Origin of the sequence: Nitrospira lenta (assembly GCF_900403705.1) — a bacterium.
Lineage (GTDB): Bacteria > Nitrospirota > Nitrospiria > Nitrospirales > Nitrospiraceae > Nitrospira_D > Nitrospira_D lenta.
This window is the reverse complement of record NZ_OUNR01000012.1, coordinates 345939-358154: the sequence shown is the minus strand read 5'-3', so window position 1 is coordinate 358154 and position 12216 is coordinate 345939. Positions and strand designations below refer to the sequence as shown.

14 protein-coding genes, 1 tRNA gene and 1 pseudogene are annotated in these 12216 nt (G+C 57.1%); 8 read left to right on the top strand and 8 right to left on the bottom strand.

Translation table 11 applies throughout. The features are described from left to right. Nucleotides 1-8 precede the first annotated feature (8 nt). From NITLEN_RS08015 to NITLEN_RS18095, 4 genes are read right to left on the bottom strand one after another with little or no spacing between them, the layout of a single operon-like run. Nucleotides 9-1277 carry a Y-family DNA polymerase gene (locus NITLEN_RS08015; RefSeq protein WP_121989074.1) on the bottom strand — a complete coding sequence of 423 codons (1269 nt, stop codon included), beginning with the start codon at nt 1275-1277 and terminating at the stop codon, nt 9-11. Between the two features lie 9 nt (nt 1278-1286). Next, nucleotides 1287-1712, bottom strand: a complete 426-nt coding sequence (locus NITLEN_RS08010) for a LexA family protein (protein ID WP_121989073.1) — start codon at nt 1710-1712, stop codon at nt 1287-1289. A 39-nt stretch (nt 1713-1751) separates the two neighbouring features. Continuing rightward, entirely contained in the window at nt 1752-2426 is a 675-nt protein-coding gene (locus NITLEN_RS08005; protein ID WP_121989072.1) for an SOS response-associated peptidase, read from the bottom strand. A gap of 37 nt (nt 2427-2463) precedes the next feature. After that, entirely contained in the window at nt 2464-2631 is a 168-nt protein-coding gene (locus NITLEN_RS18095; protein WP_181416765.1) for a hypothetical protein, read from the bottom strand. A 614-nt stretch (nt 2632-3245) separates the two neighbouring features. On the opposite strand from NITLEN_RS18095, the gene NITLEN_RS08000 reads away from it, so the two are divergent. From NITLEN_RS08000 to NITLEN_RS18845, 7 genes and pseudogenes are all read left to right on the top strand, one after another. Beyond that, nucleotides 3246-3875, top strand: coding sequence for a recombinase family protein (locus NITLEN_RS08000; protein WP_121989071.1), 630 nt, complete (start codon nt 3246-3248; stop codon nt 3873-3875). Between the two features lie 139 nt (nt 3876-4014). Beyond that, nucleotides 4015-4740 carry a hypothetical protein gene (locus NITLEN_RS07995; protein ID WP_121989070.1) on the top strand — a complete coding sequence of 242 codons (726 nt, stop codon included), beginning with the start codon at nt 4015-4017 and terminating at the stop codon, nt 4738-4740. 187 nt (nt 4741-4927) lie between these two features. Further along, nucleotides 4928-5155: a MerR family transcriptional regulator gene (locus NITLEN_RS18855; protein WP_121989069.1), complete on the top strand. Its 228-nt coding sequence runs from the start codon at nt 4928-4930 to the stop codon at nt 5153-5155. A gap of 302 nt (nt 5156-5457) precedes the next feature. Beyond that, entirely contained in the window at nt 5458-6414 is a 957-nt protein-coding gene (locus tag NITLEN_RS07980) for a hypothetical protein (protein ID WP_121989067.1), read from the top strand. Next, nucleotides 6401-7720, top strand: coding sequence for a replicative DNA helicase (gene dnaB / locus NITLEN_RS07975; RefSeq protein WP_121989066.1), 1320 nt, complete (start codon nt 6401-6403; stop codon nt 7718-7720). Before NITLEN_RS07980 ends, dnaB begins: the two co-directional genes overlap by 14 nt. Next, a complete protein-coding gene (locus NITLEN_RS18850; protein ID WP_121989065.1) occupies nt 7717-7986 on the top strand; it encodes a helix-turn-helix domain-containing protein in 270 nt (89 codons plus the stop codon). Before dnaB ends, NITLEN_RS18850 begins: the two co-directional genes overlap by 4 nt. 23 nt (nt 7987-8009) lie before the next feature. Next, nucleotides 8010-9014 (top strand): annotated as a pseudogene (locus NITLEN_RS18845) (tyrosine-type recombinase/integrase); the annotation flags it as partial. Nucleotides 9015-9235: 221 nt separating this feature from the next. Here NITLEN_RS18845 and NITLEN_RS07960 read toward each other — a convergent pair. After that, a tRNA-His gene (locus tag NITLEN_RS07960) sits at nt 9236-9312 on the bottom strand. 82 nt (nt 9313-9394) lie between these two features. Beyond that, complete coding sequence (gene pyrF, locus NITLEN_RS07955) at nt 9395-10108, bottom strand: orotidine-5'-phosphate decarboxylase (RefSeq protein WP_121989064.1); 714 nt, start codon at nt 10106-10108, stop codon at nt 9395-9397. A gap of 88 nt (nt 10109-10196) precedes the next feature. Here pyrF and rpsT point away from each other — a divergent pair, with 88 nt between their 5' ends. Continuing rightward, complete coding sequence (rpsT, locus tag NITLEN_RS07950; RefSeq protein ID WP_121989063.1) at nt 10197-10475, top strand: 30S ribosomal protein S20; 279 nt, start codon at nt 10197-10199, stop codon at nt 10473-10475. On the opposite strand, the gene holA is transcribed toward rpsT, so the two are convergent. After that, a complete protein-coding gene (gene holA / locus NITLEN_RS07945; protein ID WP_121989062.1) occupies nt 10447-11556 on the bottom strand; it encodes a DNA polymerase III subunit delta in 1110 nt (369 codons plus the stop codon). The genes rpsT and holA overlap by 29 nt on opposite strands. An 18-nt stretch (nt 11557-11574) precedes the next feature. Next, nucleotides 11575-12195, bottom strand: a complete 621-nt coding sequence (gene lptE / locus NITLEN_RS07940; protein WP_181416719.1) for an LPS assembly lipoprotein LptE — start codon at nt 12193-12195, stop codon at nt 11575-11577. Between the last annotated feature and the right edge of the window lie 21 nt (nt 12196-12216).

Genomic DNA, 12216 nt, shown 5'->3' with positions numbered 1-12216 from the left:
GGCGAAAACTAGGCCGTCACGATCGGCAATGCAGCCCAATCCGTCGTATAGGCTGGCGAACGGTGTTGAAACTGTGCCTTCCAGCGCTTGGTGATCCCACTCGAAGCATAGTGGAGGGTACCGGCGCCCCACCGATCATTGACCGCATCGAGCGCGGACATGAGCCGCTTGGACTTTACTCTGTCTTGAGCATCGAACAGGTCGGCTTGTGTCTGACTGGCAGGCACCAGACTTGTGAGTATCACTCCGGCCTTCTTGTAGTTGTAGCCCTCTTTGTAGATGGCGCGGATTCCCCGAAGCGACGACTTGATGAGGTCCGCCGTGGAGTCCGTCGCAACGGAAAGATTCAGCGTCACGGAGTTACTGTACTGCGGCCCTTCCTTGAACTCGTTTGTAGTAAGGGACACCGTCATCACCGTCCCGGCCAGTCGTCCGCGTCTTAATTTCTCCGCTACACGAGATGCATAAGACGACACCGCTTCTTCCATTTCGGCTAGGGTGCTGATGGGGTGCCCAAACGACCGAGAACATGTCAGGCTCTGCTTCGGGGCGGGGCATTCCTCCAGGTCTAAGCAGGAGACACCTCGGAGCTCCATTACTAGCCTCAAGCCCACGATACCCAGATGTTTCCTGATCCACTGTTCATCAACCTCGCGCAACTGAAGGGCCGTCTTGATGCCGTGCTGATTCAGGAGTCTGGTGTGATTCCGCCCGATCCCCCACACATCTTCAACCGGCACCCGGCCGAGCAACGCGTCACGGTCAGAGCAGGCCAGCAAATCAAAGACCCCTCCCGTGTCTGGTGTTCGCTTCGCGATTCGGTTGGCGATCTTCGCCAAGGTCTTGGTCTCCGCAATGCCGATGGAGACCGGGAGACCGGTCCAGCGTTTGACCGTGGCCCGAATGGTACGCCCGTAGTCAGTGAGGTTTCGCGACGTAAAGCCGGTCAGGCTCAGGAACGCTTCGTCGATCGAATAGATTTCGAGATCCGGGCAGAACTGCTCTAGGGTCTCCATGACCCGTTGCGACATATCGCCGTAGAGCGTGTAGTTCGAGGAAAACACCTGCACCTGATGGGCTCGAATGAGGGGGCGAATCTGGAACTCTGGAACCCCCATCGCAATGCCCAGCGCTTTCGCCTCATTCGATCGAGCCACTACACAGCCGTCATTATTCGACAGCACGATAATGGGCTTCCCCTCTAAGCGAGGCGCAAAGACCCGTTCACAGGAGGCATAGAAATTATTGCAATCGACGAGGGCAAAGATGGGGGGCATGGAGGACCACTAAAGCGCGTGGATCACGTTGGTGACGACGCCCCAAATCTCAAAGGATTGTTGGGCCTGAATCTCAATAGGCTGATAGTCTTTATTGTCCGGGAGCAGGCGGAGCACATTGTCCCGCTTATAGAGGCGTTTGACGGTTAATTCTCCGTCCAGTGAGGCTACGATCACATTTCCATCAACGGCTTCGAGTGACTTATCGACGACCAAGAGGTCCCCGTTGTGAATCCCCGCCCCCAACATCGAGTTGCCGGTGACTTTGACAAAGAACGTCGCAGCCGGGTGCTTAATGAGCTTCCGGTTGAGATCGAGCTTACCCTCGATATAGTCGTCAGCGGGAGAAGGAAACCCTGCCGGGAGTCGCCCTAGGAATATCGGCAGCTTGTAACGGGTCGAAAGATCGGGGGCGTAGATCGCGTCAACGTGCATCGGGCATCCTCACAGCCAGGCCAAGGTGCAGTCTACTCCCTACACCGAGACCGGCTCAAGGCACTGCGGCACATCATTTCGAGGGTTATTGACCAGTGTACTCACGGGGTAGGCGATCGACTCCTCTCCCGAATACGGACGCAGGAGCGCCTTGAGCGGTTCCACCTGTTGAAACCCAGGGTCAAGCCACTGCTCATAGGCCGTGGGCGGGAGAATCACCGGCATCCGATTGTGGATCGGCGCCATCAGCGCATTCGGTTCCGTGGTGATAATCGTACACGTCTCAAGCGGGTCCCCTTCCGTGGGCTGCCAGTGTTCCCACAATCCCGCAAAGGCAAAGGGCTCCTTGCTCTCTAGTCCGATCCACATCGGTTGTTTCATGCGCCCCTGCACCTGCCATTCATAGAATCCCGTTGCCACAACCAGACAGCGGCGCTTTTTGAAGGCAGACCGAAAGGAGGGCTTCTCTGCAACAGTCTCTCCTTTCGCATTGATGCACTGATTCCCGATCTTGGGATCCTTAGCCCAGGACGGAATGAGCCCCCAGCGGAGCATGACAAGAGTGCGCGTGGTGGTGTCGGGATCAATGCGGACAGCCGCAATGGGCTGAGACGGCGCGATGTTGTAGCGAGAGGTGAACAAAGGTGGAGGGGTGACGCCAAATTGTTGGGCAATCACCTGAGGAGAAGCGGTTTGGGTGAAGCGTCCGCACATCTCTACCCTTGTGCGCCATCGCTAACTATCCGGATAGTTAGGAAGACAGGTCTTTTTCTTTGGCCTTCTTCCATCGAGCCTGAACGGCCTTCCTGGCGCTTTCACTACGCTCTTCTGCGGTAAGCTTTGCAGCCCTGGCGGGTCCGCCCTTCTTGCCGCCCTTTCTGCCGAGGGCAACGGCTGCGGGGTCTTTTCGCTTTTTCATACTCACCACGTACCTGAGCGCTCACGAAATGTCAATCGACCATTTGTTGACTTATACGTGAACGCTCACGTATAAAGAAAACGTAACCAAGCGGACCAACTCGAAAGCGAAAGGAGACACCATGCCGAACGAACCGGCCACTTCAGAGACGACACCCCGACCCAAGACATGCAGAGTTTCACTCACGTTGGACGAGAAAACGATCACTCTCTTGGACGCGTGGCACACACAGATAACCTGGACCCCTACCCGCACGCGAGCAGTAGCTGCCCTGATTGGAATTGCATTGGGAGACTCCCGATGGGGCAAAAGCTCTCCCGGATTTGGTGCGGCTTGGACTCCCACCCCTGGCTATGAATCGGTAGCAGACAATCGCCCACAAGATGATCTCGTAAATGAGGGCGCTGCTGAAGCTGGCCCGAAACTGCCAAGTCGAAAGACTTCAACGGGGCAAATCCTCCAGCTGATCCGCCCTCTCCGCACATAATAGGAGGATGAAAGTCCGTGTTTACATTACCCCGAAGAAAGTCCACTCAGAAGTCCGCTGAAATGAAGAGATCTCATCAGCCGAATTTCTATGTAGAAAGCATGTGCATTGGAAATGGGGGTACGCGATGAAAGACGGCAAAACCAAGCGAGCTGCAATCTATGCGAGAGTTTCAACGGACGGCCAGACTACCGAGAATCAACTCCGCGAACTTCACCTCGTTGCCGAGCGAAACGGCTGGCCCATTGTCCATGAGTTCATCGACCAGGGCATCAGTGGCGCCAAAGGCCGGGATCAACGGCCGGCCTTCGATGCCTTATGGAAAGGAGCGGTCCGAAGAGAGTTCGATGTGGTGATGGTGTGGGCGGTCGATCGATTGGGACGGTCTCTAACTCATTTGGTGAATTTCCTTTCAGAGATTCATGCGAAGAAGGTTGATTTGTTCATCTATCAGCAAGGCATCGACAGCACGACTCCGGGAGGAAAAGCACTCTTCGGCATGATGGGAGTATTCGCAGAATTTGAGCGCTCGATGATCCAAGAACGCGTCAAAGCCGGCATCAAGCGAGTCAGAGCGAAGGGTCAACGGTGGGGACGTAAAACGATTGAGGAAACTGACCCCGACATCTGCACACGAATTCTTGAGCTTCGGCAGAAAGGTCTCGGGATGGGAGCTATCGGCAAGCAGGTAGGGGTGAGTTCTCGAACCGTGTGGCGGTTTCTGCGAGGAGTAGAAGCCTCGTCACAAGTCGCATGACAAAACACCTTGCGCCATTCGTCCAGGGATGGTAGCTACGTCCAAGCAGGCAACGCTTCGGCTGATCTCCGAAGCGGCGGCGCAATCCTGGGCGCCGCGCCTCCGCTCTTCCAATCCAGGAGCCTCGCCAGGGGAGGATATGACCGTGCAATCGCACAAGGCGGATCCGCCTAAAGAACTCATTCTCCAAGCTCTCTACTTTGAGAGTCTAAAGCGGATTACAAACCTGACAGAACAGGAACAAGAAAAGCTCCAGCGAGATCTTCAGTACGCTAAAGCTGGGCATCATTTCTGGGAGTTGGGATTAGGAGGACGGCGTCCTAGGACTAGACGAGTTTTATATTTACCAGCAGAACTTGACCGTATTCGATGCGTGATTACAGTCAAATCCCCAGGAGAGCATCTTCCTGATAAGCGCCTTGGTGACGCACGCGACTTCTCAGGTTATTTCCCGCTTCACGATCCTGCAACTCTTGTCCTGGCCATCGATCCCTCTGCCCGTGAACGCGATATCCTCAGTGGAGTAAAGGAGGCCGTTCAAGGAATCAAGAAACGCAGTGGAAAGCCTCGTTCATCAGGTGGAGGGCGAAAACACTCGATCCACAGAATGATAGAAGCCCTAATGGCCCATAATGATCACCGATTAAAACGAAACCCGCTCTCACCACGCCAGCTGGGTGAACTTGCCCGAACATTTCAGCCAATTCCTACAGACAAGAAAGGCCGAGCCGCAGAGTATTTCATGTTGGAAGATCGCGGTACTAAACTATTGCAACTCGCCAAGCATATGCTTGAGACCGCCCGAAAAGGGCCCTCAGCATGGGTTACTGCCTTCCCCTGCGTTAACCAACAGCCTCTCCCTTAATCACCCGACTCCTAAACTCTCCCGGCCATCTCAGAATCGGCAATCTCTTTGCCCCACAAAGCATTTTCGCCTACCTGAATAACATCGAGTAATTTCCGCAGGAACCTTTCGCCAGAATCGATGGAATCTGGATGCTATCTGAATGGGCTTGCTGTATGGAGCAGGCTAACAACGAGGGAGGTTCACGATGAGTTCACCCATTATGACGACGGCCGAAGTTGCACGGCTGCTTGATGTTGTCCCGAATACGATACGCGGATACGAGTCAGCTGGATTACTTCCAGCCGATCGAACTGCAACTGGCGTTCGCGTCTTTCGTCGCCCTGACGTCGAAGCATTCGCCAAGAGGCGTTCTGCAATGCACGCAGTCACATCGGATAGACGAAGTGCGACTGGACCCAAAAAGGAGCAGTAATAAAAACGCCGTGCCCGAGCGCTAACTCGAACACGGCAGAACGGAGCAAACAATGGTGGCAGCAATCTTATCTCAAGAAGTAACTGATCTCAACTCTCCGGAACTCGGCGACCTCGATAGACCGCCCGAAATCATTCTCCGAATAGGTCTAAGTGGGATCAATTCTATCCAGATCCTCGCTGACGAGTCGGCAACCGAAGATCGTCTGCGCGAGTGCCTCATGGCTGCCCATCCGATTCTAGAACAGCTACTCACAACCGTGAATTCGCTCGACCTCGAACCTGTCAGAGCAAGGAACTGAAATGGCTGCCCGCTTCAGAAAAATCGATCCTCGAATCTGGACTGATGAAAAGTTCCGCCAATTGACCGGCGAGCAACAACGCATTGCGCTCTACATCCTCACCGCTCAGTCCAACCGGATCGGCCTCTTCTCTTTCTCTCCCGGCAAAGCCTGCGAAGATTTGGGAACATTACCCGCAACGTTCCGCAAAGGTTTCGAGAAGGTCTGTCTGGCCTTGAAATGGGAGTGGGATTCAGAAGCCCGAGTGCTCTATCTCCCAACCTGGTGGCGATATAACCAACCCGAGAGTGCTAATAATGTCGTGGGCAACCTCAAAGATCTCGACGATCTTCCCGCAACGCCCCTCTTCGCCAGATTCGCGGCTAACACTACCTACCTCTTAGATGCTGTCAAAGAAACGTTCCTCCAAACCCTCGCCAAGTGGTACCCCCACCCCTCCCCCAAGCCCTCCCCTAACCCCTTACCCAACCCCTCGCCAACTCAGGAGCAGGAGCAGGAGCAGGAACAAGAGCAGGAGACGCCTCCGGCGGTCGAACGCGAGTTTGAGGATTTCTGGGAGATCTACCCGAAGAGGAACGGGAAGCGAGTAGGCAAGCCGGAGGCGCTAAGAAAGTTCCACGCCCTCAATCCTGAAGATCGTCGCCTCGTTCTTGTCGCTACTCACCACTACGCCAGCAGTGAACTGGTCCAGAGGGGCGTCGGCATCAAGGACCCTCACCGCTTCTTGCAGAACGGCAAGGAAGACCAACCGTGGAGAGACTGGATCACCCCGGAAGAGTCTACGAACGGCCAGGGCCAGGCGCCGACCTGCTCAAAGCGCATCCAAGGCCCAGGCGATCGCTTCGGGCAGGACTGTGGCAAGCCAGCCAGCCCAGAGAGCCGACCGAACGAGCCTCGCTGCGTTGACCATCTCAGGCCTGCACTCAAATCAGAATTGGTGACTCATGCCACTCACTGACCTCCCTCGTATCCAGCCTCACGATCTCGACGCCGAGCAGGCGATCCTTGGAGCCGTCCTGATCAACGCAACCGCCCTCGCACACGCTCAGGAAATTCTGAAGGCCGGCGACTTCTATGATTCCAGGCACCGGGACATTTTCGAAGCCATGACCGATCTTGCCGGAACAAGCGTACTCATCGATCTCCTGACAGTCGGAGATTGGCTTGATCGTCACGGGCGTTTGGATCGCATCGGCGGGCGAGGTTCGTTGGCCGAAGTGCTGACCACTGTAAGCTCAGCAGCCAATATCACCCATCACGCCCGTATCGTCAGTGATCATGCCATTCGACGCAGGCTGATCAAACGCAGCACAACACTCGTCCAAATGGCTTACGAGAAAGCTCCGACCGAAGACCTACTGAGAGAAGTTGAGCGCGGCGCGTCAGAAATCGCGGCCGGACGGGATGACCGCACCTGGCAATCAGGGGCCGACATCGCCCGCGAAACTGCCGACTACGTTGATCGTGCCCGCAAACAGGGAAAGGCTCTGATCGGAATTCCTACTGGCTTTGCAACGATTGATACGCTGTTAGGCGGGTGGCAGCGGTCAGACCTGGTGATTATCGCAGCCCGCCCAAGCATGGGGAAAACCAGCCTCGCGATCGGGTCAGCCCTCGCGGCAGCTCATGCAGGCTACAACGTGGGGATATTGTCCTTAGAGATGTCGAGTCAACAAATAGGCCTTCGAGTGATTGGGATGGCCGCGTCAATCGATGTGCATACCCTCAAGACAGGAACGCTCCGCCAGGAGGAATGGTGGCACTTCGCCAACACCGCCCAAGAGTTCGAACAGCTACCGTTCTGGGCAGACGATTCCACAGTACTCACCGTGGAGCAAGTCGCGGCAAAAGCCCGGCATCTCAAGGCTACGAAAGGGCTAGATCTTCTGGTTGTTGATTATCTGCAACTCCTTTTGCTCCCTGGCGCCGAGACTCGGCAGCAGGGCATAGCCGATGCGTCCAGGAGACTCAAGCTCTTGGCAAAGGAGTTGGATATTCCTGTGCTCGCACTCTCCCAACTCTCCCGAGCCTGCGAACAGCGCCCCGACAAACGCCCGATGTTAGCCGACCTTCGGGACTCCGGCGCCATTGAGCAAGATGCTGACGTGGTTCTGTTTCTCTACCGGCACGAAGTCTATGTTCCCGACACCGATGAAAAAGGGGTCGCCGAGGTCCTCATCCGGAAGCATCGTAACGGGCCGATCGGTGACCGGCGCCTAAAATTTATCGATCGGTTCGCACGGTTTGAGGATATCGAGCCGTGAAATCGCCGACTCACGTTCAACCGAGCTTTCTAGATCTCAAGACGCTGGCAGCGTACTCAAGCTGCTCTGTGCGATGGCTTCGAGATCGCTTGGTTGACCGTATGTACCCATTGCCCCATTACCGAGTAGGCGGGAAATTGCTGGTGAAACGTGACGAGTTCGACCGATGGATGGAGGCCCAGCGAGTTACCCATCCTTCAGACCAACTGACCGAAATCGTTGAGAGTGTTGTGGCGCAAATCTGTCCACCTCGACGAGTCGCTTGACAAATTCACGAGGAGTCTCAACCATGGCGGCCATGGGAGTCAAAGTTCGAGAACGAAACGGAGCCTGGTGGATCTACATCGACCACCGCGGCATGCGCAAAGCCAAACGGATTGGCACGGGCGCAGCCGGCAAGAAGGCCGCGACTCAGGTCGCCCAACAGATCCAGGCACGTCTCGCAATAGGACACGCCGCGTTTGAGACTCAGCAGTCGGGCGAGACGTTTGACAGCTATTCCTCGATGTTTCTCTCCCGGATCGAACAGACCCGCAAGCACACAACGCACGCCGACTATCGCAAGATTGTTGATCGAGATCTGCTCCCCGTCTTCCGCGGAGTGGACATGCAGGAGATTACCCGTGAGAAGGTCAAAGCCTTGGCGATGGGATGCCTCCAGAAAGGGCAATCCCCGAAGACGGTGCAGAACATCATCCGCTGTCTCAGCAGCCTGCTCAGTCACGCGGTCGAAGATGGTCTGATCACCGTAAACACGGCGCTGAAGCCTGGGAAGTTCCTGCCGAAGATCAGCAAACGCCGGAAGGTCGATCCCTTGACCCGCGAGGAAGTGAGCGTGTTGCTCAGCACGACGAAGGACAGGCTCCCGCGTTATTTCCCGCTCTTTCTCTGCGCCGTCCGGACCGGCATGCGGATGGGCGAACTCCTGGCGCTCCAGTGGGGCGACATCGATTGGCAAAGCCGATTTATCGAGGTACAGCGCAACTACACCCATTGGAAGCTGACCACGCCAAAGAATGGCGAAAGTCGCCGGGTGGATATGTCCAGGGAACTGATGCAGACCCTCAAGGATCTCCGCACCGAACAACAGATTGAGGCCGCCGCCAACGGGGTGAACGACATTCCTGAATGGGTCTTTGCGAGCGAGACGGGAGGGCTACTGCATCCGCACAATCTTCGTGACCGCGTGTTCTATGGCTTGCTCACCAAGGCCAAGCTGCGAAAAGTCCGGTTCCATGATCTCCGCCACACGTTCGCGAGTCTGCTCCTGCAAAACGGGGAGAGCCCGGTCTACGTGAAAGATCAGATGGGCCATTGCTCAATCCAAGTGACGGTGGATCTCTACGGCCACTTGATCCCAGGCGGGAACAAACAAGCCGTAGACCGCTTAGATCTCCCGGTGGAGAAGCCCACTCTGGCTGTCGAATCCGCAACCCCCGCGCAACCACGCTCACCCATTCCTGGGCTGGCCTCGACGGATCGCCTAGAGATTCCAGTAGTTACGAAAAGAAAAGATGGGGTGAGTGACGGGTTTCGAACCCGCGACCTCCGGATCCACAATCCAGCGCTCTAACCAACTGAGCTACACCCACCATCTGGAAGGAATTGAATCGGTACGCAGCGGAAGGATCTTAGCAAAGAGCAGTGACGCGCCGCAACTCAGTCCTGCCCGGCCTACGGGCGTGCGTCGAACGCCGTTTGCATCTCACTCACAATCTCGGTCACCGTGGCCACCGGATCGACAGCGTCCCGGATCGGCCGTCCGATGACGAGATAGTCCGCCCCGGCAGCGATCGTCTGGGTCGGCGTTGTTGCACGGGCATGGTCGTCCACTCCCTTTCCTGCCGGACGTACCCCGGGCGTAACAATGAGAAACCGGGGGCCGACCTTCTGACGGATGGCCGCCGGCTCTTCTCCTGACGCAACGACCCCGTCACAGCCGACTTCTGACGCCAGCAGCGCGCGCGCCGTCACAAGATCCTGCACGCTTCGCTGAATCCCCATATCGCGGAGATCGTGACTGTCGAAATTTGTCAGCACGGTGACCGCCAATAATTTCAAATCCGACCCTTCACGCCCCTGCACCGCCGCCGCCAGGGCCTTGCGATTCGCATGGATCGTGAGAAAGTCGACGCCCATGGCGGCGACCTTGGCCGTGGCCCGGCGAACGGTTTCTTCGATATCGAGAAACTTCAGGTCGAGAAACACCCGCATGTTTCGATCAAGCACCCGCTTGATCATGTCCGGACCGGCGGCAGTATACAGCTCCAGTCCGACCTTCACGAAGGAGATATGCCCTTGGAGCTGGTCCAGAAGGCGCTCGGCTTCGACGACCGACGGAACGTCGAGTGCGAATATCAAACGGTCACGCGCAATGATCTTTGCCATAGGATTCCTTTTGAAGGGGTTGGCCGATTGTTGACGGCTCATGGTCCCCTATGTTACATAGTTTGCTCTTTTTTTGGAGGAATAGACAATGCCTGTGATCCACAAGTCCACTCTTCGCAGTGCCCGTCAGGCCGAACGCCGCCGTGATCGGAACAAAGCCACGTTGAGCGCGGTCAAGACCCTGATCAAGAAAGTGCAGTCGGCCGTGGCCGACAAGAAGGCGGACGACGCCAAGACGGCCTTGCGTGCGGCCACCTCGGCCCTCGGCAAAGCCGTGACCAAGGGCGCCCTGAAGCCCAACACCGCGTCCCGCCGTATCTCCCGCTTGACCCAACACGTCAACGGCCTGTCCGGTTCCCGCTCGTAATTGTTCTGACGTTCGAAACCACTCGCGCCGAGCCCCGCCCTGTCGGGGCCGGTGGTCGGTGCGGGGGGGTTACGTGCGCCTGCTGGACAGACCGGCAGAGCCGCAACAATACCCGCTCCATCGTCATCCTGGGCTGTCCAGCGCTGCCTCCTTTGAGTTGTCCGTCGGCTTCCCAAAACCATCGCAGCGCATCCCGCACATGTGCATCTGACAGGCGGCCCAGGAACGTCTTGACCTGCATCGGATCCATGCGCAAGGTCCTCGCGGCCTCCCCCTCACGCCCTCCCTCACGAAGCAATTCTTTCATTTTCCAAATCCGGCGATACTGCCAGGCCAAAGACCCGAGAATGCGCAGCGGCGCCTCACCGGCCTCAAGGTTTCTGGCGAGAATCGAGAGCACTCGCCCACGCTGGCCCTCCGCAATCGCCATGGTCAAATCAAACACCGACGCGCCAGGTTCAACGCCACGCAGTTGGTAGACATCGGCAACCGTCGCCATACGGTCGGTCGTGATATAGGCCGCGAGCTTTTCGAGTTCCCGCCGGACGGCGTACAACGATCCGCCTGACGTCTCCTTGAGCACCTCCACAGCCTTCTCATCCAACCGCAATCCCAGCCGTTGCGCATCCCGGCTTATCCACGGCCCTAAGTGCATTTCCCGCAATGGTGAGCAGTCGACGGTCACCGCGGCGCGCGCGAGCGCCTGGGAAAACTTCAGCCGCCCGTCCAACTTGGTACTGACAAAAATCACGGTGGTCGCCTGCACCGGAGCGGCAAGGTAAGGCAGCAGCACTTCCGCTTCACGGGCAGAGATTTTTTCAGCGCCTTTCACCAGGACGACCCGGCATTCAGCAAACACCGGCACTTCCAATGCACAGGTCAGAATGTCGCTCCCGGCCGCCTCATCGCCATAGAACACATCGAAATTAAAATCTCCGCCCTCTCCGAGCAGCGCGGTCTTGAGTGTGGCCACGGCCTCATCGCGCAGAAGATCCTCTTCCCCCACTACGAGATACACGGGCGCTGGAGGCGACTGCCGCAACGCGGCGGAGAGTTGCAATGGACTGAGCGCGGTTCCCATAAGATCCTTGAAAATACTCTACTTGGCGACCGGCACGGTGGAGGGGGCTTCAGCCGCAGACTTGGCTCCTATGCCGGCCTCCAGGTGCAAGAGAAACCGTGACGCAAGATCTTCTGCGGCGAACCGGCCGGCTTGCTCCAGCGCGCGGGTTTGCAACACGCGATTAAATTGCAGATCGGGGGTAATATAGAACTCGGATGAGCCCTTCGAAATCTGCGTCCAGACCAGCTTTTTCGTTCGGGTTTCCTCGATTTTCACAGCGACTGTCACTTCCGCCCGGCTTTCCAGCGTTGTCGCCGATCCCGTCTGATTTCCAGGCGTCGGCGTCAGGCTGAAGCTTAACGTCGGGATACTGACAGACAAGATCTGCCCGGTCAGAACGAGATCCGCCGCCTCGTTGTCCGGAACCACCTGAGTCCCGCTGCCGGACGAAAATTCCCGCCGCAGATAGTTCGTGTAGCGCGTTTCAAGATTCGGCTCAAAACTGTTATTCACCAATGTGCGAATGACCAATCGCGGGGTCGGCTGATCAGAGGCCCGTACCGTCGATCCGCCGATGGTCGGACCGGCTCCCTCTACCCGAAACTGATACCCGCACCCTACCAGCATGAGGAGGCAGCCCGCCGTCACGAGCGGCACTCCCCATCGCCTTATGGTACG